A 22,608-nucleotide genomic window follows, 5' to 3' on the forward strand; every position below is an offset into this window, starting at 1 on the left:
CTCCCCCATGAATGGGGGAGGATCGTCGACGCCCTACCTGACCCTCACGCCTCTTCCGGCCCCTCCCCCGGCCTGACCCACTCCTTGCGAAACGGCAGGCCCTTCTGGCCGCGCATCTGGTTGCGCACGGTCTCCCACCAGCCGTCGAAAATCTGGTCCAGCGTCTTCAGACTGCCGTCAGCATTCCAGTAGCGGCAGGGTCGGCCGTCGTCTTCTCGATGGCGGATGAAATCCAGCGCCGCGCATTCGGGCCCCAGGTTCTCGGCACGCCAGTGCAGGGCCAGCGCCCCCAGCAGGTCCGGCGGGGTGTTCAGGTCCGACAGCATGCGCCGCGCCGTTTCATCGGCCCGGCTCAGGATGTGGCTCTCCAGCTCGGCGCGCAGGCGGTACAGCTCCTCCTCGGCGGCAATGTCGTCCACGGGCGCCTCCGGGGGCTCGGGGTCGGCCGCCTCTGCACGGCCTACCTCCGGGTGCGGGGTGCCGATGCGGCGGTCCAGCGCCTCGGCCGCCTTCAGCAGGGCGCTGGCCTCGGCGGCCCGTCCCCGCGCCAGCAGGGAGGCCGCCCGCCGCGTCGCCGCCTCCAGCGCCTCGTGCAGGTCTTCGGGCGGGACGGGTGCCTCGGGGGGCGGGGGCAGGGGCAGGGCCGCCTCGACATCGGCTTCCCCGGCCAGACGCCGGTCCTCGGCCTCCGCCTCCTGTTCGGCGGCGGCCATCACCGCCTTGCGGGTCCAGCCCTCGGCATTGGCCTTGAAGCGCAGATTGCCAAGGCCCACGTCGTACCGCCGCGCGACCGAGGCCGCCGGCTCCCCGGCCAGATAGGCCTCCTTCACCCGCGCCCAGACGGCGGGGGATCGCTGCTTGATGATGCGTCGCTCGGTCATGAACACACCCTGGCACGCCCCTGCGTCAAACCCGGACGTGGCGTTGGCAAGGTTGGTCAGTCTTGCAGCCAGGATTGGTCGGTTTGGTCATGGCTAATGTTCATGATATGTTCCTTCTCCCCGTTGTGGGAGAAGGTGTCTCGCGGAGCGAGACGGATGAGGGGGCTGAGGGGCATGTCAAACCAGCCACGCCGCCTCCGGGCCAGAATGACCTTTGCCGAGACGGCGATGTGGACTCGTCTCCGTGACCGGGGGTTCGAGGGCTTCAAATTCCGCCGTCAGACCCGCATCGGCCCGTGGATCGCGGACTTCTGCTGCTACGACCTGAAACTGGTCATCGAGCTGGACGGCGGCATTCATCGCTTGCGCGAGGAGGCGGATCGACGGCGTGACGCCGATCTGACCCGGCGAGGGTTCACGGTGCTCAGATTCGGAAACGAGGCCGTCCTGACCAATCCGAACATCGTGTTCGACGCCATTCGGGCGCATGCCGGGGCCGGCCACCCTCATCCGTCAGGCTCCGCCTGACACCTTCTCCCACGGGGGGAGAAGGAAGACCAAGCCCTACTGCCTACTGCCTGCCCTAGCTATCCAGGAACGACCGCAGTTTCCGCGACCGTGACGGATGCTTCAGCTTTCTCAGCGCCTTGGCCTCGATCTGGCGGATGCGTTCGCGGGTCACGCTGAACTGCTGGCCGACTTCTTCCAGGGTGTGGTCGGTGTTCATGCCGATGCCGAAGCGCATGCGCAGGACGCGTTCCTCGCGCGGGGTCAGCGAAGCCAGCACGCGGGTCGTGGTTTCCCGCAGGTTCGACTGGATGGCCGCATCGATCGGCAGGATGGCGTTCTTGTCCTCGATGAAGTCGCCCAGGTGGCTGTCTTCCTCGTCGCCGATGGGGGTTTCGAGACTGATCGGTTCCTTGGCGATCTTCAGGACCTTGCGGACCTTTTCCAGCGGCATGGCCAGTTTTTCGGCCAGCTCTTCGGGCGTCGGCTCGCGGCCGATCTCGTGCAGCATCTGGCGGCTGGTGCGGACGATCTTGTTGATCGTCTCGATCATATGCACCGGGATACGGATGGTCCGCGCCTGGTCGGCGATCGAGCGGGTGATCGCCTGACGGATCCACCAGGTCGCATAGGTCGAGAATTTATAGCCGCGGCGGTACTCGAACTTGTCGACCGCCTTCATCAGGCCGATGTTGCCTTCCTGAATAAGATCAAGGAATTGCAGGCCGCGGTTGGTGTATTTCTTGGCAATCGAGATCACCAGGCGCAGGTTGGCCTCGACCATTTCCTTCTTGGCCTGACGGGCCTCGCGCTCGCCCTTCTGCACCTTCTGGACGATGCGGCGATAGTCGTCGATCGGCAGGCCGGCCTCGCTGGCCACGGCGGCGACATCGCCGCGGATCTGGCCGATCTGGGCCGATTCATTCTCGCTGAACTTGGTCCAGCGCACGCCCATGTCCTTGACCCGCTCGCTCCAGTCGGGATCCAGCTCGGCGCCGAAATAGGCCTTGAGGAATTCGGGGCGCGAGATGCCATAGCTGTCGGCGAGGCGCAGCAGACGCCCTTCCAGCGAGATCAGGCGCTTGTTGATCGCATACAGCTGCTCGACCAGGGCCTCGATGCGGTTGTTGTTCAACTTCATCGACTTCAGGCGGTCCGAGATCGACTTGGACAGGGCCTCATAGGCCTTCTGGTCCTTGGCCGACAGGGCCTCACCCTTCAGCCGCGCCTCGACCAGCTTGTCCTGCAAGCGACGGAAGCCGCCAAAGTCGTTGGCGACCGCGTCCAGGACTTCCATGACGCCGTCGCGCAGCTCGGCCTCGAGTGCCGAGATCGACATGCCGCCGCCGTCATCAAAATCGTCCTCGTCCTCTTCTTCCTCGGCCTCCTTTTCCGCTTCTTCAGCGGTGCGGGGGGGCTTGGGCTGGCCGGGGATCGGCTGCGGCGGCTGGTTGTGCGGCAGGCTGGCGGGGTTCAGCACGCCATAGGTGGCGTCCAGGTCGATGACCTCGCGCAGCAGGATGCGGTTGTTCAGCAGTTCGTCGCGCCACACCATGATGGCTTCGAACGTCAGGGCGCTTTCGCACAGGCCCGAGATCATGGCGTCGCGGCCGGCCTCGATGCGCTTGGCGATGGCGATCTCGCCCTCGCGGCTCAGCAGCTCGACCGAGCCCATCTCGCGCAGATACATGCGCACGGGGTCGTCGGTGCGGTCATAGGTCGGCTTGGCGTCGGTCTCGGAGACCGAGGTCTCGGCCTTTTCGGCCACGTCGGTGCCCTGGGCGGCCTCGCCGTCCTCCTCGGCCTCGACGACGTTGACGCCCATCTCCGACAGCATGGCCAGGGTGTCCTCGATCTGGTCCGGCGTGACCTCTTCCGAGGGCAGCACCTTGTTCAGATCTTCCATCGTCACATAGCCACGCGTCTTGGCCTGTTTGATAAACTTTTTGACTCCGGCATCGGTCAGATCGAGCAGGGGCCCATCATTCGGGGCGTCATTGTCCTGCGTGTCCGTCTGCGCACTCATCCCGTTTTCCGTCTCCGACCCGCCGCAGCCTGTGGCTATCCGGCACTATATGAACAGGAAAACGTCCGCGGCCCCGTTAGGCTCCTGCGGCATCTTCCCAAAGGCTTCCCGACTTGATCGCACGCCGCAGGGCATCACGCTCTGCCTTCAACTGGGTGAAGGCAGAGCTGTCGAACGCCCGATGGGCCTCCGACTTTGCCATGGCCAGCGCCCGCTCCAACGCGGCAATGCGCGTCAGGGCGTCAAACGCCTGCGACCACAGGGTCCGTGCCTCGCCGAGGGGCAGATCTTCTGCCAGGAAGGGCGCACCGGACTTTGCCGCCGCCTTCTCGACCTCGTGCAACAGGGCATCGTGACCCGATTGGGCCAGATGGCGACGAAGGGCGACAGAGTCAAGGATCAAGCCGCCGGTGCCGTGCGCCAATTTTCGACGGGCAGACCCGGAACGCGCCGGAATTCGCGCTCATTATCCGTCACCAGTATGCAACCCAGCGACAGGGCCTGGGCGGCGATCAGCAGGTCATGGTCGCCAACGGAAGCGCCCTGTGCCTCCAGATCGGCCCGGATGTGCCCGTAAATCTGGTCGGCAGGGGGCTCAAACGGCTTGATCGGAACCTGCCTCAGAACCGTGTCGACGCGTTGGCCCAGTCTCGTCGAGCCGCGCTTGGCGGCCCCATAGCGCAACTCGGCCGCGACGATGACACTGGTGCACACCTGCTCGAGACCCACCAATGCAAAGCGCCCCGCGACCTCGCCTCCGGGATCGCGGATCAGATCAGAGATCGCATTGGTGTCGAGGAGATACAGCGTCAAAGGTCAAACGGCCGGGGCGCCTGCCGAGGAATGCGCGGCAAGGTTTCATCTTCTCGCAGTGGAGGTTCTTTTGCCCATTCGGCAAGAATTTCGACCAGAGTCCTTTGCTGAACGGGAAGTTCGATGATCAGGCGATCCCCCTCCTGACGCATCACGGCCTCGTCCCCCGGCAGTTCAAACTCACGCGGAATGCGCACGGCCTGATTGCGACCATTGCGGAACAGCTTGACCTGACGCGATGTGCTCATACGGCGAGATTAGCATAGGCCGAGGCATAGGCCAACTTCAGCTCGCGAAGCCCCCCATCCACCGCTCGTTGGAGAGCGAGTAGATCGTGCGCCGGAGAGCGTCACGTTCCGATTTCAGTCTACTCAAAGTGTCCAGCCCTGATGGTGTGTCGATGTTCTGTTTTGCTGCTTGGACCGCAGCATCGAGTGTTTGGAGGCGCATGAGTAGGATGAAGGCGTTCTTCCATTCGGCTTCCTGTTCTTCCGATGGATCGCCGTGCGATTTTAGGAATGGTGCACCAGACTTAAGAGCCGCCCGTTCAACACGATGCAACAGATCTGAAAAGCTTCGAGAATTCAAATATGATTGCAATCCGCCAGTCGTGATCTCGGCGCCAGACATGTGATGTCGGACCAGTTCCTGAGCCAAAGCGTCGAGGTCAGGGTGACCAAAGCCAAACGTGGCCAAGTCTTCAAGATGGCTTTCGACTCTAGCAGGAACCTCCAAGGCGCCTTGGGCAATCGCTGCTATTACAGGATCTAAGGCGAGGTTCAGAGATCTCAGAACCTCGGCTCCCTCAGGTGTCTGGCCAGCCAGAGGGGGCGGGGCGCCCCGTCTCCAATTGCCGGAGGGGCGCCCGTCGTTGCGGGGGGCATACTTCGCGCCACGTCCCGGCATGACGGCGTCGAACCGCTCGAACAGGTCACGGCGATATTGCTCGGCCAGATCGCGGTCGGTAATGGCCTCGGTCGCCTGACGCAGGCGCGCCTTCAGACCGGCACGACGCTCGGGCGTGTCGAGGGTTTCGGCCTCGGCTTCTTTCTGGAACAGGACCTCGACGAACGGCCGTGTGCGGGACAGGGCCTCGCGCAGGGCCGGAGCCCCGGCATCGCGCAGCATGTCATCGGGGTCGCGCCCGTCGGTCAGCAGGCAGAACCGAAAGCTCCGCCCCGGCTTCAGCAGGGGCAGGGCGCGTTCAACCGCGCGGCCAGCGGCGCGCTGACCGGCGGCATCCCCGTCAAAACATAGCACCGGCTCGGGCGTGACCCGCCACAGCCGCGCCATCTGTTCCTCGGTCAGGGCCGTGCCCATGGGGGCGACCGCCGGAATGCCCGCCCGCTGACAGGCGATCACGTCCATATAGCCCTCGACCACCACCAGACTGGCCTGTTTCGAGGTGCCCAGCAGCTTGCGGGCCTCGGGCATGCCGTAAAGGGTCGCCCCCTTGTGAAACAGCGGGCTTTCCGGGCCATTCAGATATTTGGCCCGGTCGTCGGGGTTCATGGCCCGGCCGCCAAAGCTGACCACCCGGCCCCGGTCGTCAAGGATGGGAAAGATCAGCCGGTCGCGAAACCGGTCATAGGGGGCGCCGCCGCCCTCGGGCGCGATCAAGAGGCCCGCCTCGACCAGATCGCCGGGTGTGGCCCCCTTCTGGATCAGGGCGGTCTTCAGGCCGTCGCGGTCATTGGGCGCATAGCCCAGACCGAACCGCTCCCACTGGTCCTCAGGCAGGCCGCGCTTCTTCAGATATTCGCGTGTGCTGGCGCCGACCGACCGGCGTAGATTGGCCGAGAACCACTTCATGGCCAGCTCGGTCCAGCCGAACAGGGTGGTGCGGCGCTGTTCGCGGGCCGCGGCCTGCGGGTCCTCCGCGGGCAGGGCCATGCCCGCTTCATTGGCAAGCCGCTCGACCGCTTCGACAAAGCTCAGGCGCTCGGTCTCCTGCAGGAAGCTGATGATGTCGCCGTGCTTGCCCGAGCTGAAGTCGTGGAAGAAGCCCTTCTCGTCATTGACGAAGAAGGACGGGCTCTTTTCCTTGGTGAAGGGCGACAGGCCGGCGAACTCGCGGCCCTGACGCTTCAGCTTCACCGTGCGGCCGATCACGTCCGACGGCCGCAGCCGGGACTTGAGCTCCTCGATGAATCGTTCGTCGAATTTCAAGGGATGCCTTGGCTGATGTCTCTCGCCTTGAAGATGAAATTGTAAACATAATCAGGCGTGTCGACGGCCTGGCGATGCTGACGATCCGGGTCAAACGCTGCGATACCGGTCAGCTGACCCCCTTCAAGGAAGAAGGCATCATAGCCCATGGCCTCGACCTCGGCGATGGCCTGCTCGATCGGCACGCCGGTGTGGCGTTCCTCGATCTCGATCAACAGGGTGGGGCGGTCCCGCATCAGCGTCGCCCGGGCCCCGGCCAGCACGGCAGCCTCATGGCCCTCGACATCAATCTTGATGAAGCCACAGGGCGGAAGGTCGAGGTCGTCGAGGCGGACAGTCTCGACATCCACGACGCCAGTCTCGACCCCCGGCTGCTGATCGGGAACCAGCGTCGCCCGCTGATTTGAATAGCCACGTGCCGATCGCGGTACATAGAGCGACGACCCGCCGTCCCTGTCCGACAGAGCCAGGGGATAGGTCACCGCATTGGCGGGCCGGGCGGCGTCCAGAATGGCAAAGATCTTGGGGTTGGGCTCGAACGCATGAACCTCGGGGCACAGGGCCGCCATCTGCCGGGTCCAGACGCCGCGGTTGGCGCCCACATCAATGGCGATACGGGCCGGATCGACCAGCTGCGGCAGCAGGTGAATCTCCGTCTCGCCCTTGCGCAGCTCGCGGGCGACGATCCGGTCCAGTTCCTGACGGGGGCTGAAGAACAGCCGCTTCAGTTTTTCGACAAGGGTCGAGGGGGGGACCCAGCTCACGCTCCGGCCTTCATCAGGTCCGCGAACCGCCCGAACAGATACAGGCTGTCCGTCGGCCCGGGGCTGGCCTCGGGGTGGTGTTGCACGCTGAACACCGGCTTGTCTTTCAGCATCAGACCGCAGTTGGTGCCGTCAAACAGGCTGACATGGGTTTCGGTCACCGTGGCCGGCAGGCTGTCGCGATCGACGGTGAAGCCATGATTCATGGACACGATTTCGACCTTGCCGGTGGTCAGGTCTTTGACCGGGTGGTTGGCGCCGTGATGGCCCTGATCCATCTTGACCGTTTTCGCGCCCATGGCCAGCGCCAGCATCTGGTGGCCCAGACAGATGCCCATGAGGGGTGTGCCCGACGCGACCAGTTTCTTGATCTCCGGCACCGCATATTCGCCGGTGGCCGCCGGATCGCCCGGGCCGTTCGACAGCACGACGCCATCGGGCTTGCGCGCCAGAATGTCCTCGGCCGAGGTGGTGGCGGGCACGACGGTGATCTTCGCACCCGTAGAGGCCAGCGCCCGCAGAATGTTCTTTTTCACGCCATAGTCGATGACCACCACCGACTTGTCGGCGGCCTGGACACGCGGATAGCCCTCGGGCCAGTCCCACAGGCCCTGATCCCAGTCGAAGGCCTGAAGCGTCGAGGCGTCCTTGGCCAGATCCAGCCCGACCAGCCCCTGCCAGGCGCGGGCCTGTGCCACCAGGGCATCCAGATCGAACTGTCCGTCGGCGGCGTGGGCGATCACCGCATGCGGCGCGCCGCTTTCACGGATGCGGGCGGTCAGGGCCCGGGTGTCGACCCCGGCCAGCCCCACCACATTGCGGCTCTTCATCCAGTCGTCGAAGGACTGGCCCGCGCGCCAGTTGGCTGGCGTCGTCGGTACGTCGCGGAAAATGGCGCCGCGCGCCGAGGTGGCCGCGCTCTCGCCCATCTGTTCGACGTCTTCGGCATTCACCCCGACGTTGCCGACGTGCGGAAAGGTGAAGGCCAGGATCTGGCTCATGTAGGACGGGTCGGTCAGGATTTCCTGATAGCCGGTCATGGCGGTGTTGAAGACGACTTCGCCCAAGGCGGAGCCCTCGGCCCCGCAGCCAAGGCCCTGCAGGATGGTGCCGTCAGCGAGCGCCAGCACGCCGGTTACGCCGGGGAGGGTTCGGGTCATGGCGGCATCCTATCGCGGAGTTCGCCCCGGCGCACCCGTCGCGTATCGACAGGGGCCGGAAGCGGCCGGGTGTTAGGGGCCATACCCGATCCGGTCAACCTCTGCCGCTACAGGCTGAGCGGTTCCATGGGGGCAAGGACGGCGTGGGTGGCCCCGGCCTCATGCGCCGCAGGGGCCCAGTCCGGCCTCAGATTGACCAGCAGCACCGTCGGTGCGACCTGTCGGGCGGTTGCGATCAGGTCGCGGGCCTCGGCCTTGCCCTCGGGCGACAGGTGATCCACTCCGGCGAAATCGAGGCACAGGCAGGAGGCTCGCGTCTCCGCCGCCTGACGGACGATACCGATATCCGGCGCGGCGTGCAGGATCATGCCGATCGGCCCGGACTGGAACTGTTCGATGACCTCGGCCACCGCCTCGAGGCGCGAAGTCTCGGTGCCACCCATGATTTCCATCGACAGCCCGGCCGGACGTGTCTCGTCGCTGGTGCCGGCATACAACAGGGCAAATCGACCGTGGCTGGTCGCCAGCGTTCGCCAGAAGACCGGCAGGACGCCCGTCAGGCCCGGCGTGCGACGCAGCAGCTCCAGACCGATCCGCAAGGTCTGCAGGTCGATCCGGCGCAGGTCCGCGCCTTCCAGCGTGCCGCGACCGAACAGGTTCAGCCCGGCCTCGCCCCCTGTATGGCGGATGATCCGGCGCACGCGACGGGACACCGCCTGTCCGCTGTCCAGAGCGACAATGTCCTGGGCGATCAGGCTGACCGCCAGGCCCCGCCGTCCGCGCGTGACCAGTTCAAAGCCCGCCTGCTGGGCATCGAAATGCAGAGGCGCTTGCGACGCGCCACTCATGCCCGTCATGGTAGTGTCTTTGAACCCGGCGGAGTCCACCGGGTCATAAGGAAAGGTCCCCATTGGCCACCTCCAGGTGACAGTCGGTCCCCGACGCCTGCAGGATGCGCTCCGGATCGTCTACGGAGCATCAACAAAGGCGGTGAAGCACCTGTTCACCATGCGCCCCGCTCAGGCGGGGATGCGCTGGCCGTCCCAGGCGAACACGCCCCCGCTGTCTGCGGGTTCCAGCCCGTCGATGACCGTCAGCAGGGCCGCTGCGGAATGTTCGGGCGTGAACAGCTTTTCCGGCGCGACTCCGGACTGAAACGGCGCGCTCAGCTCTGTCGCCACCGTACCGGGATGCAGGCCGACGACGATCCCGGCCTTGTGGGTCCGTCCGTGCTCAATGGCCAGATTGCGGATCAGCATGTTCAGCGCCGCCTTCGACGCCCGATAGGCGTGCCAGCCGCCCAGCCGGTTGTCACCGATCGACCCAACCCGCGCCGACAGGGCGGCGAACACGCCTCGGCCGTCGCGGGGCATCAAGGGCAGGAGATGTCTGGCCACCAGCGCCGGGCCGATGGCATTCAGGCGATAGTCGCGCATCAGATGCTCGGCCGTCAGGGCGCGATAGCTGCGCTCGGGTGAGTGGTCGCCGTGCAGCACCCCCGTGGCCACGATAACAAGGGCAGGGGGCGGCCCATCGGCGATCCGCGAGGCCGCTGCGGCGATCGACTCCTCATCCTCCAGATCCAGCCCGGTGCCCGAGCGTGACAGAGCGTGGACGACCGCATGGTGGCCCGCAGCCTCCAACTGCCGGACCAACGCCGAGCCGATGCCGCCCGACGCCCCTATCACGACCGCAGATGTCTCGCTCATGGCCTCTCCCAAACGCCTGATTCCGGTGTTAGGCAGCGCGCCATGCGCATCACCACCCTCGGCCTCGATGCCGACGACACCCTCTGGCACAATGAGACGATCTTTCGCCTCACCCAAGCCCGCTTTCTCGACCTTCTGACCGATCACGACAATGCGGTGATCGCGCACAGGCTGGCCGAGGTCGAGCGCCGCAACCTGCGCCTCTACGGCTATGGGGTGAAGGGCTTCACCCTGTCGATGATCGAGACGGCAATGGAGCTGTGCGACGGCGATCCCCCGTCCTCGGCCATCCGCGAGATCCTGGCCGCCGGTCGGGAGATGCTGGCCCATCCGGTCGAGACCCTGCCGGGCGTGGCCGAGACCCTGGCGCAGTTGACCGACTCCTATCGGCTGGTGCTGGTGACCAAGGGCGACCTGATGGATCAGGAACGCAAGCTGGCGGCCTCCGGGCTGGGTGAGCTGTTCTCGGGTGTCGAGATCGTCTCGGAAAAGGACCGGTCCACCTATGAGCGGGTCTTCGCCCGCCACGGCACCGGCCCGGAAGAGGGGGTGATGGTCGGCAATTCCATGCGCTCGGACGTGCTGCCCGCGCTCGAGGCCGGCGCCTGGGGCGTGCACATCCCCTATGAGGTCACCTGGGCCCACGAACTGGCCGACGCGCCCGAAGGCCACCCGCGCTACGTCACCCTGGCCCGCTTCGACGAACTGCCTGAATGGCTTGCGCGGATTGAACGCACCGCTGACTGAATCAGCCCTTGCTAGCGGGCCCCCGCGTCTTTAGACCGGCCGCTTAACCGACAACCAGACGTGACCGCGCCGGGGGCCCTCCCTCCGTCGGGTTTTCGTGCGCCAGAGGACCGCCGTTCCGTGACCGCTGCCGATATCCCGCATGACGAGCGTGATGCCATGATCCGGGCGGCCCTGGCGGAGCATGGCGACAGCGGCATCACCCCGCGCCACACCCTGTTCTACTTCTATGGCGAGGGTGACCACGACGATCTGAACGAGGTCGCCCGCCGCGCCGGTTTCCTGACGCGCGGGTCCGACGACTCGACCATTCTGGAGACGACCATGGCGGTGGACGAAGCCTCGTTCGCGCCCGTCTCCGCCATGATGCAATCCTGGGCCGCGGCCTTCCAGCTGGACTATGACGGCTGGGAGTGCGCGGTCGTGACGAACTGACAAGAAGAGGCCGCGATGCCCAGACGCACAGACATCCAGTCGATCCTGATCATCGGCGCCGGGCCGATCATCATCGGTCAGGCCTGCGAGTTCGACTATTCGGGCGTGCAGGCCTGCAAGGCGCTGAAGGCCGAGGGCTACCGGGTCATTCTGGTCAACTCGAACCCCGCCACCATCATGACCGACCCGGAGGTGGCCGACGCCACCTATATCGAGCCGATCACGCCCGAGTTCGTCGAAAAGATCATCGAGAAGGAACGCCACGTCCTGCCCGGCGGCTTTGCCCTGCTGCCGACCATGGGCGGCCAGACAGCGCTGAACACGGCCCTGGCGCTGGATGCCTCGGGCGCGCTGGCCCGGCATGACGTCGAGATGATCGGCGCCCGGGCCGAGGTCATCGACAAGGCCGAGGACCGCCAGAAATTCCGCGACGCCATGGACACGCTGGGACTGGAAAGCCCCCGCTCGCGCGCCATCCACCACATCGACGAGGCCGAGGAGGCGCTGGAGTTCGTCGGCCTGCCCGCCATCGTCCGCCCGTCCTTCACCCTGGCCGGGACCGGCGGCGGCATTGCCTACAACGTCGAGGAATACCGCGAGATCGTCGAGCGCGGCCTCGACCTGTCGCCGACCACTGAGGTGCTGATCGAGGAAAGCGTCCTGGGCTGGAAGGAGTATGAGATGGAGGTGGTCCGCGACAAGGCGGACAACTGCATCATCATCTGCTCGATCGAGAACATCGACCCGATGGGGGTCCACACCGGCGACAGCATCACCGTCGCCCCCGCTCTGACGCTGACAGATAAAGAGTACCAGCGGATGCGCACGGGCTCGATCAACGTCTTGCGCGAGATCGGCGTCGAGACCGGCGGCTCGAACGTTCAGTGGGCCATCAATCCGGCCGACGGCCGCATGGTGGTGATCGAGATGAATCCGCGCGTGTCGCGGTCATCGGCGCTGGCGTCCAAGGCCACGGGCTTTCCGATCGCCAAGGTCGCCGCCCGTCTGGCCGTCGGCTATACGCTTGACGAACTGACCAATGACATCACCGGCGTGACCCCGGCCTCGTTCGAGCCCTCGATCGACTATGTGGTCACCAAGATCCCCCGTTTCGCCTTCGAGAAATATCCGGGCTCCGAGCCGCTGCTGTCGACCTCGATGAAGTCGGTGGGCGAGGTCATGGCCATCGGCCGGACCTTCCAGGAATCCATGCAGAAGGCCCTGCGCGGGCTGGAAACCGGCCTGTCGGGCTTTGACGAAATCGAGATCGACGGCACCACCGATACCGAGGACGAAGGCGCCATCCGCGCCGCCGTCGTCCGCGCGCTGGGCACGCCCACGCCCGACCGCATCCGCGTCATCGCCCAGGCCTTCCGCCACGGCCTGACGGTCGAGGAGGTCCAGGCTGCCTGTGCCTATGAGCCGTGGTTCCTGCGCCAGATCCAGGAGCTGATTCGCGACGAGGGCCATCTGCGGGTCCGGGGCCTGCCCACCGACCCCCGCGCCTTCCGCCAGCTCAAGGCCAAGGGCTTCGCCGATGCCCGCATCGCCGCCCTGACCGGCACGACCGAGGCTGCGGTGCGCAAGGCCCGCCGTGCGCTGGACGTCCGCCCGGTATTCAAGCGGATCGATACCTGCGCCGCCGAGTTCGCCTCGGCCACCGCCTATATGTATTCGACCTATGAGACCGGCGCCGTCGGTCAGGTCCCGGAGTGCGAATCCCGCCCGTCGGATCGGAAGAAGGCCATCATCCTCGGCGGCGGTCCCAACCGGATCGGGCAGGGGATCGAGTTCGACTACTGCTGCTGTCACGCGGCCTTTGCCTTTGCCGAGATCGACGTCGAGTCGATCATGGTCAACTGCAACCCCGAGACCGTTTCGACCGACTATGACACCTCGGACCGCCTGTATTTCGAGCCGCTGACGGCCGAGGATGTGCTGGAGCTGATCGACGTCGAGCGCCGGGCCGGTGAGCTGATCGGCGTGGTCGTGCAGTTCGGCGGCCAGACGCCGCTGAAGCTGGCCCATGCCCTGCACGAGGACGGCGTGCCGATCCTGGGCACGTCGCTGGACTCCATCGATCTGGCCGAGGACCGCGAGCGTTTCCAGGTCATGCTGCATGACATCGGCCTGATGCAGCCGCCCAACGGCCTGGCCCGCAGTGCCGAAGAAGCCGCGCAGAAGGCGGACGAGGTCGGTTATCCGGTCGTTCTGCGGCCCTCCTATGTGCTGGGCGGCCGCGGCATGATGATCGTTCACGACCGGGAACAGCTGGACCGCTATGTCGGCGAGGCCATGCGGGTGTCGGGCGACGATCCCGTCCTGATCGACCACTATCTGAACCGCGCCACCGAGGTCGATGTCGACGCCCTGTGCGACGATGAGATGGTATTCGTGGCCGGGGTTCTCGAACACATCGAGGAAGCCGGCGTCCACTCGGGCGACAGCGCCTGTTCCATGCCGCCCTATTCCCTGTCCGCCGAAGTGGTGGCCGAGCTGATGCGCCAGACCGAGGCCATGGCCAAGGCGCTCAAGGTGCGCGGGCTGATGAATGTCCAGTTCGCCATCGAGGAGCCGCACTCCGACACGCCGCGCATCTTCGTGCTGGAGGTCAATCCGCGCGCCAGCCGCACGGCGCCCTTCGTCGCCAAGACCATCGGCCAGCCGATCGCCGCCATCGCCGCCAAGGTCATGGCCGGCGTGCCGCTGGCCTCATTCGGCCTCGAGCACCGCCCCTATGACCATATCGCGGTCAAGGAAGCGGTCTTCCCCTTCGCCCGCTTTGCCGGGGTCGACACGGTTCTGGGACCCGAGATGCGCTCGACCGGCGAGGTCATGGGCCTGGACTGGAAGCGCGAGGGCGAGCCCGACATGGCCGACGCCTTTGCCCGCGCCTTTGCCAAGAGCCAGATCGGCGGCGGCACCACCCTGCCGATCCAGGGTTGCGCCTTCGTCTCGGTCAAGGACTCCGACAAACCCTTCATCGTCGAGCCCGTCGCCCTGCTGCTGAAACAGGGGTTCGAGGTGATCGCGACGGGCGGCACCCACGCCTGGCTGGTCCAGCAGGGCCTGCCGGTCGGCCATGTGAAAAAGGTGCTGGAAGGCCGCCCCAACATCGTCGACGCCATGAAGAACCGCGACGTCCAGCTGGTCTTCAACACCACCGAGGGCAAACAGTCCCTGCAGGACAGTTTCAGCCTCAGGCGGACGGCCCTGATGATGAAGATCCCCTACTACACCACCACCGCCGGGGCGCTTGCCGCCGTCCATGCCATCGCCGCCATCCGAAACGACGATCTGGACGTCCGCCCCCTGCAGGCCTACGCCTGACGGTTCGCATCGGAGCGCCAGCCATGATCACCGTGCACCACCTGAACGACAGCCGGTCCCAGCGGGTGCTGTGGCTGCTCGAGGAACTGGGCCTGCCCTATGAGGTCAAACGCTATCAGCGCGATGCCAAGACCATGCTGGCGCCGCCCGAGCTGAAGGCCATCCACCCGCTGGGCAAGTCTCCGGTGGTCGATGACGGCGACATCCGCGTCGCCGAAACCGGCGCCATCGTCGACTATCTGGTCGAGACCCACGGAAAGGGTCGGCTGGCGCCCCCGTCCGGAACCGAGGCCGGTCGTCGCTATCGCTACTGGCTGCACTATGCCGAGGGCTCGGCCATGCCGCCGCTGCTGCTGAAGCTGGTGTTCAGTCAGCTGCCGAAGCGCGCGCCGGGTCTGGTGCGGCCTCTGGTCAACTCGATCGCCGGAAAGGCCCAGTCGGGCTTCATCGATCCCCAGCTGCAGGCCCACATCGATTTCTGGGAAGCCGAGCTGACCGCCCATCCGTGGTTCGCCGGTGGGGCCTTTTCCGCCGCAGACATCATGATGAGCTTTCCGATCGAGGCCGGGGCGACCCGCATCTTCGGCTTTGACCGTCGCCCGAAGTTGAAGGCCTTCCTTGAGACCATCCATGCGCGCCCTGCCTATCAGCGGGCGCTCGAGCGAGGCGGACCTTATAGCTACGCCTGAGGGCAAGGGCCGTCCCGGCGTGTTGCGCGGAACACGGTCGAGGCGGCATCTTCACAATCGCGTTGATCGCGCGGCGCCCCGTGAAACCGCAGGAGGCAGGACGACGTTACTCCATCATGAAGATCGCAGCTCTCTATCTCATCGCCCTGGCACTGGTGGTCATCGCCTTCAGTCTGGCGCTGATGTTCGCCAAGCTGGCGCTGGTGTCCGCAGCCTTCATGGTTGTGGCCCTCGCAGCCCTTGCGTGGCTGACCCGCAGTCTGATCCAAAAGGTGCGTCGCACAACGATACGTCCAACCGCTTGAGTTCAGCGAGATCGTGACCTATCCTTTTTGCCCCGGTCGCGCGCGCCCCGCGACCTTCTACCAAGGTTGATCTTCCTCTCCGCAGTTGGGCGAAACAAGAAACTCACCACCCTATGGAAAAAGTGCCGATGACGGCCCCGGGCTATCGCGCCCTGGACGATCAGCTCAAGCAATTGAAGTCCGTGGAACGTCCCGCGGTGATTTCGGCGATCTCGGAGGCCCGTGAGCACGGCGACCTGTCCGAGAATGCCGAGTATCACGCCGCCAAGGAACGTCAGGGCTGGATCGAAGGCCAGATCGCCGAGATCGAGGACCGCATGTCGCGGGCCCAGGTTATCGACGTGTCCAAGCTTTCGGGCGATCAGGTGAAATTTGGCGCCACGGTCACCGTCGTCGACGAGGACACCGAGGAAGAGGCCCGTTACCAGATCGTCGGCGAGCACGAAGCCGATGTGAAACAGGGCCGGATCTCGATCACCTCGCCCCTGTCGCGCGCCATGATCTCGAAGGAGGTCGGTGATGTCGTCGAGGTCAACACGCCCGGCGGCGTCAAGGCCTATGAGATCCTCAAGGTCGAGTGGATCTGACGAGCGACAGCGCGTCTTCCCTCCGGATCCGGGTCGTCTCTGACGGCCGGGCCGGCATCCAGAATCAGGCGCTTGGACTGGCCGAGGCCGTCCAGCGCCTGCGTCCGGCCGACATTGAAATCTGCCGTATCGGTTGGGGATCCGCCTTCGACAAATGGCCCTCCGCGCTGAAACAGCCGTGGATGCGCGATCCCGAGTCCGATCCCGTGCTGCCGTCCGACGGCGCCCCCTGGCCGGATATCTGGATCGCGACGGGCCGCGCCTCCCTGCCGCTCTCGTCCCGGGCCGTGACCGCCGGACCCGGTCGTCCCTTTGTCGTTCAAACCCAGGATCCGCGCTGGCGGACCGACCGGTTCGATCTGGTCGTCGCCCCCGAGCATGACGGCCTCAGCGGCGCCAATGTGGTCTCGATCCTCGGCTCCCCCCACCGCATCACCCCCGTCCGCATCGCGGATGCGGTAGCAGCCTTTTCCGATCGCCTTGATCCTTTGCCGCGTCCCCGCGTGGCCGTGCTGGTCGGAGGACGCTCGGCCAGTCACGACCTGCCGCCCGACCATGCCGCCCGGTTGGCCGACCAGATCGCCGGGGCGGTCCGCGCCGTCGGCGGCTCGGTCATGGTCACCCTGTCGCGCCGCACCCCGCCCGAGGCCGTGGCGATTCTTCGCGAAAGGCTGGCGGTCGTCCCCGGCTGGATTTGGGACGGGCAGGGGGACAATCCCTATTTCGCCTTCCTCGGCGCCGCCGACCATGTGCTGGTCACCGAGGACAGCGCCAATATGGCCGCCGAGGCCGCCTCGACCGGTCGCCCGGTGCACCTGCTGCCCATGGTGGCGCGCAAGTCGCAGCCCAAGTTCGACCGCCTGCGCGAGGCTCTCGTCACCCGCGGTCTGGCGCGTCCGTTCGACGGCACGCTGGATTTTCCGGCCACACCGCGCGTGCCACTGGCCGAGACGGACCGGGCCGCGCGGCTACTACTGGCGCGCTACGACGCCTTTCGGGCCTGAGCTAGAACGACAGGCGCGCGGTATTGATGTCGCCGCGCTGACAGGCCGGCGCGCCTTCCGTCGTGGTCGATACGCCGACCGCGGCAAGTTCGGCGATGAAGGTCTCACCCGAATCCAGACGGGCCGGCGCCGCCTCGCCCTCGGCGGGCGGGGTTTCCGGCTCGGGCGGTTGTTCGGGGCGGCACATGCGGATGGCCGGGGTGGCTCGCCAGCGGGACAGGGCCCAGACTGCCCGGGCGCGGGCCGCCGGATCGCCCAGATCGACCGTGTCGAACAGCTGCACCGGCGGCGTGACCAGCACCGACAAGCCCTCGAACCTCTGGGTCAAGGCTGTCTCCAGCGCATAGGCGCTCTGCAGGTTCAGCCCCGCCTCGGGCCGCAGCAGCACGACGGCTTGCGAGCCTTCGGCGTTCAGCATGATGGCGTCCGTCGCAAAGGGAACAGCATCGATCAGACGACCACGCAGAGCCGCGACCGGATCGGGGGCCGAGACAGGACTGGCCTGAACCGCGCGCGATGCGGCTTGCGGGTCTGCGACGACGATCTGGTCCAGACTGGCCGCCACCGGCACATGCAGGGCTGCCGTCAGCCGCTGCTGCAACTGGCGTTCGGCATCGGCCACCAGCGCCCGGGTGCTGATCAGGGCCGACACCGTCACCTCGCCCGACCGGCTGCGCACCTCGAGAAGGGTGATGCGGGATTCTGACCCGGCAAAGATGGCATCGACCGCCAGTCGGGTCTCGGCCGTGGCCCGGCTTTCCAGACCGATGGCCCTGAGTGACAGCGCCAGCGGCGCCGACAGCACGGCAAACACCAGCACCACGGCCAGTCCGCGCCATTTGACCGGTCGCTCCATCAGCCGCGGCCGGAAACCGTAAAAGCCTGCGGTCAGGGTCGCGGCGAGCGCGATGGCCACAAGGTTGGTCATGAACAGAAAAAAGGCCCCGCCCGCGATGCCCATATCGCCGGTGCCGAGGCCAAAGCCCACCGTCGCGACGGGCGGCATCAAGGCTGTGGCGATAGCCACGCCTATGATCGTTTCGCCCCGCTGCTTGATCACCGCATAGGCGCCGGCGATGCCGGAGAAGACCGCGATCAGCAGGTCAAAGAAATTGGGCCGGGTCCGCGCCAGAATCTCGGCCGTCGGTTCCTTCAACGGCGACAGGACGGTCAGGACCACGGCCACGATCAGGGCCAGGCCGAAGCCCAGTGCCAGGGCCTTGAGCGCCCGGTTCATCTCGCGGAAGTCCAGCAGGGCCAGCGAAAACCCCAGCGCCACGATCGGGCCCATCATCGGCGACATCAACATGGCGCCGATCACCACAGCCGGTGACGACAGCATCAGGCCCAGGATGGCGATGGCCGCCGAAATCCCGGTCATGATCAGATAACGACCGCTCAGGCCGCCGTTTTCATAGACATTTTCGGCGACCGCATCATGGTCGACGTTACGCCGCGCGATCGCCAGAAACCGGCGGATGAAGGTGCGCGTCTTGCGCGCGCTGTGGCCCAGTTCGCTCATGAGACCTTGTTGACCGGTCGTGAGCGAACGTCAATCGCCACCGCCGCCGCCATCGCCACCCCCGTCACCGGCGTCAAAATCCTTTGAGGATCGCTCGCTGGTGTCGCTGGCCGCGACGCCTGACGATCCATCGCCGTCCTTCTTTTTCCGGTTGCCTGCCGCCATGCCGCTGGCGCCCACGCCCGCGCCGATGGCGACGCCGAGCGCCAGTCCCAGTGCCAGATTGTCGAGGGCCGTGCCCAGCGCCACACCGATGGCGATCCCGACGCCCATGCCCAGCGGCAGGAAGGCTGCGTTCTTGTTGTCACTCATCCCCAGCTCCTTCGTTGCATCGGGGCACACTAGCCATCGCATGATCGGGAATCAGCCCCTAAATAGGGGGTATGAGCAGCTCGCCTTCCCAACCCCGCACCGTCCGCGTCGCCATCATCGGTTCCGGCCCCGCCGGCTGGACCGCCGCCATCTATGCCGCCCGCGCCTCGCTTGAGCCCGTGGTCATTGCCGGCATCCAGCCGGGCGGTCAGCTGACCATCACGACCGATGTCGAGAACTATCCGGGCTTTGCCGAGGTCATTCAGGGCCCTTGGCTGATGGAGCAGATGCAGGCCCAGGCCGAGCATGTCGGTACCGAGGTCATCCAGGACATCGTGACAAAGGCCGACCTGTCGCAACGCCCGTTCCGCCTGACGCTCGATTCCGGCACCGAAATCCTGGCCGAGACGGTGATCATCTCGACCGGGGCCCAGGCCAAATGGCTGGGGATCGAGAGCGAGGCGAAATATCAGGGCTTTGGCGTTTCGGCCTGTGCGACGTGCGACGGCTTCTTCTATCGAGGCAAACAGGTGGTGGTGGTCGGCGGCGGCAATACGGCGGTCGAGGAAGCGCTGTTCCTGACCAATTTTGCCTCCAAGGTCACCGTCGTGCACCGCCGCGACGAGTTCCGCGCCGAGAAGATCCTGCAGGAGCGGCTGTTCGCCCATCCGAAGATCGAGGTGGTCTGGAACCACGTCGTCGATGAGATCCTCGGCCAGACCGACGGCATTGCCTCCAACGTCACCGGTGTCCGCATCCGCGCCACCGAGGGCAGCGAGACCCGCGACCTGCCCGCCGACGGGGTCTTCATTGCCATCGGCCACGCCCCGTCATCCGAACTGTTCAACGGGCAACTGGAAACCAAGTCCGGCGGCTATCTGGTGGTCAAGCCGGGTACCACCGCGACCTCGATCGAGGGCGTCTATGCGGCCGGGGATGTCACCGACGACGTCTATCGTCAGGCCGTCACGGCGGCAGGCATGGGCTGTATGGCGGCGCTGGAGGCGGCCCGCTATCTGGCCGAGGTTGATCACGCCCGCGCGGGCAACCCCATCCCCCACGCCGAGGCCGAAAAGATCGGCGCCTGGTAGGCCGGATCAGGCCGTGCGTTCGGCCTCATCATCATTTGAGGCCTGGGGGCGATGGCTTTCGCTCAGCGTTCGCGTTTCGTGCAGGACCTCGCTCTGACGGGCCAGGGCAGTCTGCAGCGGGCCGATGAAGTCGTCCAGCCGTCCGCCCGAGTCGTCCCGCAGCAGGCTGCGCAGGTCATCGATTTCGGCGGTCACCAGCACGGGGCTCAGCATGTCCCACTGCGGAAAGGCACGCGCGGACACCGTCCGCCGTTCCAGCACGCGCAGCTCGGTGTGGCGTTCGTCGCGCACCAGGCGGTTGATCAGATCGTCCAACTTGTCGGCCTGACCTTCGACCACCTGCACAAAACGGCCGTCGATCGCCGTCAGACAGCCGGTGATGCCGTCGCGCGCGTTATTGGGGCGCGCCTCCGCCAGGATGTCGGACATGCCGATGGCGCTGTTGACGCCCCGGACGCTGCGGCTGACATACACGAGCTGCTCCACGGTCCAGCCTTTCACGTCTTGCATGCTCAGGCCCGGGGACCGTCTTCGAACAGCTGCAACTGCGGGGGCGCCATATTGCGAACGGCGCCGCTGCGCAGGTCGAGGGCATAGGCCACCGCGTCCTGCACGATGCGCTCCTCCGTCGGCTTGGACAGCACGCCGATGGCACCGACGACGCCGTTCCGGACCATGCCCGGATTGGCCGTCATGAACAGCACGGCGACCTTGTGATCGACCGCGAGTTCCCGACCAATCGTCACGCCGGTCGGCCCATCCGAAAGGTGAATGTCGACCAGTGCCAGATCGACCTCGGTTTCCTTGGCAATCTTCAGCGCAGCCGCCGAGTCCGCAGCCGTGCCCACGACCTCGTGGCCGAGATCTTCCAGCACGAAGCGTAGCTCCATGGCCACGAGGGCTTCATCTTCGACAATAAGGATACGGGCGGGCATGGGCGGAACGGAGTTGGCTCCAAAGGATGGGTGGTTAGGTACGTTACCCGACAAAACGTTTCGTCGGCGTTAGGGTTGCGATCTTACGACGTTGTAAGAGTCCGGGCCGCTTTTCGGCGGGACAGGGCGGTACCGGGCAGCTCAATGAGCACTTCCAGCCCGTCCGGGTTCCAGTTGCGCGACAATTTGCCCGCCAGCTGTCCCTCGACCGACAGGGTGGCCAGCGACGAACCAAACCCGGCCGTCTGCGGGACGCCCTTGACCTCGGGACCGCCCCGCTCGCGCCAGGCCAGATGGAAGGTGCCGCTTTCGCTCTGATCGGTCGATACCTCGACATGGCCGCCTGACACCGACAGCGCGCCGTATTTGGAGGCATTGGTCGCCAGTTCGTGGAACAGCAGGGCGACCGAGGTCGCAGCCTGGTCATCAAAGGCGGCATCGTCACCGCTGATGCGCACCCGGGGTTGGCCGGCGTCATCCGTGTAGGGCATGAACAGCGCCGCCAGAAATCCGTGCAGGGTCATGTCGCCCATCAGCGGCTGTGAGACATCGCTGTGCGGGCGAACGAACTCATGGGCCCGGGCCAGGGCATTGATGCGGGTCCGCAACGCCTGGGCAAAGGGTTTGGCCTCCGGGTACTGCCGGGCGGACAGGGCCACCAACGCCGACACCACGGCAAAGATGTTCTTGATCCGGTGGCTCAGCTCCTGGCTCAGCAGCTCCTTGGCCTGATCCATGCGTTTCAGGTCGTCGATGTCAGTGCAGGTGCCGAACCAGCGCACGATCCTGCCGGCTTCGTCCCGGACGGGCATGGCCCGGCCCAGCGTCCAGCAATAGATGCCGTCGTGCCGCTTCAGCCGGTATTCGATCTCATAGGGGTCGCCGGTCTTCAGCGAGTGCCGCCAGCGGCCCCAGGCCCGCTGCTGATCCTCGGGATGAAAGACATCATTCCAGCCATCGCCATCCGTCGAGCCGGGAGTCATTCCGGTGAATTCGTACCAGCGGGCATTGTAATAGTCGTGGAAGCCGTCGGGCCCGGTCGCCCAGACCATTTGCGGCAGGGAGTCGGTGATCGCGCGGAATTCCGCCTCGGAGCGCTGCTGCTGCTTCAGGGCCCGACGCAGGTTCAACTGGGTCATGACCTGGGCGGCCAGCACCTCAAGGGTCTTCATCTGGATGTCGCTGGGGCCTTCGGCGCGGGCCCTGGTGTCAAGCACGCAGAGGGTGCCGAGCGGCAGTCCCTCCGCCGACTTCAGCAACTGCCCGGCGTAGAAGCGCAGGCCGGGGGCTTCGGTAACGAGCGGATTGCACGCGAAGCGGGGATCCTGCGTCGCGTCCGGCACGACCATATGATCCGCCTGCAGGATCGCATGGGCGCAGAAGCTGGTCTCCAGCGGAGTCTCTCGCACGCCAAGGCCCTTCTCGGCCTTGAACCACTGGCGGCCTTCATCGATCAGGTTGACGACCGCGATCGGCGCATCGAACAGGGTCGCGACCAGATCGACGATGTCGTCAAAGGCGCGCTCCGGCTCGGTGTCCAGAATCTCGTAGTCACGGAGCGCGGCCAGCCGTTCGGCTTCGGTCCAGGACGGTCTGTCGGGCGATGTGTCGGGCATCCAGAT

At 66.0% G+C, this 22,608-nt stretch carries 24 protein-coding genes; 9 read left to right on the plus strand and 15 right to left on the minus strand.

The genetic code is table 11. From position 1 onward, the window contains the following. Positions 1–44: 44 nt before the first annotated feature. Positions 45–881 (minus strand): hypothetical protein, encoded by an 837-nt coding sequence (locus B4K74_RS07290; protein WP_286692382.1) that lies wholly within the window; start codon positions 879–881, stop codon positions 45–47. Positions 882–1,055: 174 nt separating this feature from the next. Here B4K74_RS07290 and B4K74_RS07295 point away from each other — a divergent pair, with 174 nt between their 5' ends. Beyond that, positions 1,056–1,409, plus strand: coding sequence for an endonuclease domain-containing protein (locus B4K74_RS07295; protein ID WP_286692383.1), 354 nt, complete (start codon positions 1,056–1,058; stop codon positions 1,407–1,409). 55 nt (positions 1,410–1,464) lie between these two features. On the opposite strand, the gene rpoD is transcribed toward B4K74_RS07295, so the two are convergent. The 9 genes from rpoD to B4K74_RS07340 form a co-directional block, all read right to left on the minus strand. Next, positions 1,465–3,414 (minus strand): RNA polymerase sigma factor RpoD, encoded by a 1,950-nt coding sequence (gene rpoD, locus B4K74_RS07300; protein ID WP_286692384.1) that lies wholly within the window; start codon positions 3,412–3,414, stop codon positions 1,465–1,467. Between the two features lie 76 nt (positions 3,415–3,490). Then, a complete protein-coding gene (locus B4K74_RS07305) occupies positions 3,491–3,817 on the minus strand; it encodes a hypothetical protein (protein ID WP_286692385.1) in 327 nt (108 codons plus the stop codon). After that, entirely contained in the window at positions 3,814–4,227 is a 414-nt protein-coding gene (locus B4K74_RS07310) for a type II toxin-antitoxin system VapC family toxin (protein WP_286692386.1), read from the minus strand. Before B4K74_RS07310 ends, B4K74_RS07305 begins: the two co-directional genes overlap by 4 nt. Then, positions 4,224–4,475 (minus strand): antitoxin, encoded by a 252-nt coding sequence (locus B4K74_RS07315; protein ID WP_286692387.1) that lies wholly within the window; start codon positions 4,473–4,475, stop codon positions 4,224–4,226. Before B4K74_RS07315 ends, B4K74_RS07310 begins: the two co-directional genes overlap by 4 nt. 37 nt (positions 4,476–4,512) lie before the next feature. Next, positions 4,513–6,396, minus strand: a complete 1,884-nt coding sequence (gene dnaG / locus B4K74_RS07320) for a DNA primase (protein ID WP_286692388.1) — start codon at positions 6,394–6,396, stop codon at positions 4,513–4,515. Continuing rightward, the gene (locus B4K74_RS07325) at positions 6,393–7,160 is read right to left on the minus strand and encodes an FkbM family methyltransferase (RefSeq protein WP_286692389.1); all 768 of its coding nucleotides are present in this window, start codon (positions 7,158–7,160) and stop codon (positions 6,393–6,395) included. Before B4K74_RS07325 ends, dnaG begins: the two co-directional genes overlap by 4 nt. Further along, on the minus strand, positions 7,157–8,320 hold the full coding sequence (gene carA, locus B4K74_RS07330; RefSeq protein WP_286692390.1) for a glutamine-hydrolyzing carbamoyl-phosphate synthase small subunit: 1,164 nt from the start codon (positions 8,318–8,320) through the stop codon (positions 7,157–7,159). Before carA ends, B4K74_RS07325 begins: the two co-directional genes overlap by 4 nt. Before the next feature lie 107 nt (positions 8,321–8,427). After that, on the minus strand, positions 8,428–9,177 hold the full coding sequence (locus B4K74_RS07335) for a hypothetical protein (protein WP_286692391.1): 750 nt from the start codon (positions 9,175–9,177) through the stop codon (positions 8,428–8,430). 162 nt (positions 9,178–9,339) lie between these two features. Further along, positions 9,340–10,029 (minus strand): SDR family NAD(P)-dependent oxidoreductase, encoded by a 690-nt coding sequence (locus B4K74_RS07340; protein WP_286692392.1) that lies wholly within the window; start codon positions 10,027–10,029, stop codon positions 9,340–9,342. Positions 10,030–10,071: 42 nt separating this feature from the next. Between B4K74_RS07340 and B4K74_RS07345 the strand changes: the two genes are divergently transcribed. The 7 genes from B4K74_RS07345 to B4K74_RS07375 all read left to right on the plus strand — a co-directional run bounded on the left by B4K74_RS07345 (position 10,072) and on the right by B4K74_RS07375 (position 17,126). Next, positions 10,072–10,776, plus strand: a complete 705-nt coding sequence (locus B4K74_RS07345) for an HAD family hydrolase (protein WP_286692393.1) — start codon at positions 10,072–10,074, stop codon at positions 10,774–10,776. Between the two features lie 120 nt (positions 10,777–10,896). After that, positions 10,897–11,211 carry a ribonuclease E inhibitor RraB gene (locus B4K74_RS07350; RefSeq protein WP_286692394.1) on the plus strand — a complete coding sequence of 105 codons (315 nt, stop codon included), beginning with the start codon at positions 10,897–10,899 and terminating at the stop codon, positions 11,209–11,211. Positions 11,212–11,226: 15 nt separating this feature from the next. Next, entirely contained in the window at positions 11,227–14,541 is a 3,315-nt protein-coding gene (gene carB, locus B4K74_RS07355; RefSeq protein ID WP_286692395.1) for a carbamoyl-phosphate synthase large subunit, read from the plus strand. Between the two features lie 23 nt (positions 14,542–14,564). Beyond that, positions 14,565–15,230 (plus strand): glutathione S-transferase family protein, encoded by a 666-nt coding sequence (locus tag B4K74_RS07360; protein WP_286692396.1) that lies wholly within the window; start codon positions 14,565–14,567, stop codon positions 15,228–15,230. A gap of 116 nt (positions 15,231–15,346) precedes the next feature. Next, entirely contained in the window at positions 15,347–15,535 is a 189-nt protein-coding gene (locus B4K74_RS07365) for a hypothetical protein (RefSeq protein WP_286692397.1), read from the plus strand. A gap of 113 nt (positions 15,536–15,648) precedes the next feature. After that, positions 15,649–16,122 (plus strand): transcription elongation factor GreA, encoded by a 474-nt coding sequence (gene greA / locus B4K74_RS07370; protein WP_123288285.1) that lies wholly within the window; start codon positions 15,649–15,651, stop codon positions 16,120–16,122. Next, complete coding sequence (locus tag B4K74_RS07375) at positions 16,113–17,126, plus strand: mitochondrial fission ELM1 family protein (RefSeq protein ID WP_286692398.1); 1,014 nt, start codon at positions 16,113–16,115, stop codon at positions 17,124–17,126. The genes greA and B4K74_RS07375 overlap by 10 nt, the downstream gene beginning before the upstream one ends. A gap of 1 nt (position 17,127) precedes the next feature. On the opposite strand, the gene B4K74_RS07380 is transcribed toward B4K74_RS07375, so the two are convergent. After that, positions 17,128–18,648: a TIGR00341 family protein gene (locus tag B4K74_RS07380; RefSeq protein ID WP_123288283.1), complete on the minus strand. Its 1,521-nt coding sequence runs from the start codon at positions 18,646–18,648 to the stop codon at positions 17,128–17,130. Positions 18,649–18,678: 30 nt separating this feature from the next. Continuing rightward, on the minus strand, positions 18,679–18,960 hold the full coding sequence (locus tag B4K74_RS13460; protein ID WP_123288282.1) for a hypothetical protein: 282 nt from the start codon (positions 18,958–18,960) through the stop codon (positions 18,679–18,681). A gap of 71 nt (positions 18,961–19,031) precedes the next feature. Here B4K74_RS13460 and trxB point away from each other — a divergent pair, with 71 nt between their 5' ends. Continuing rightward, entirely contained in the window at positions 19,032–20,051 is a 1,020-nt protein-coding gene (gene trxB, locus B4K74_RS07390) for a thioredoxin-disulfide reductase (RefSeq protein WP_123288281.1), read from the plus strand. Positions 20,052–20,057: 6 nt separating this feature from the next. Here the strand turns inward: trxB and B4K74_RS07395 are convergent, their stop codons facing one another. The 3 genes from B4K74_RS07395 to B4K74_RS07405 form a co-directional block, all read right to left on the minus strand. Then, positions 20,058–20,561: a BLUF domain-containing protein gene (locus B4K74_RS07395; protein ID WP_286692399.1), complete on the minus strand. Its 504-nt coding sequence runs from the start codon at positions 20,559–20,561 to the stop codon at positions 20,058–20,060. A gap of 2 nt (positions 20,562–20,563) precedes the next feature. After that, positions 20,564–20,986 carry a response regulator gene (locus B4K74_RS07400; RefSeq protein ID WP_286692400.1) on the minus strand — a complete coding sequence of 141 codons (423 nt, stop codon included), beginning with the start codon at positions 20,984–20,986 and terminating at the stop codon, positions 20,564–20,566. A gap of 83 nt (positions 20,987–21,069) precedes the next feature. Beyond that, complete coding sequence (locus tag B4K74_RS07405; RefSeq protein ID WP_286692401.1) at positions 21,070–22,602, minus strand: sensor histidine kinase; 1,533 nt, start codon at positions 22,600–22,602, stop codon at positions 21,070–21,072. Between the last annotated feature and the right edge of the window lie 6 nt (positions 22,603–22,608).

Source organism: Brevundimonas sp. UBA2503, assembly GCF_002341485.1.
GTDB classification, from domain to species: Bacteria; Pseudomonadota; Alphaproteobacteria; order Caulobacterales; family Caulobacteraceae; genus Brevundimonas; species Brevundimonas halotolerans.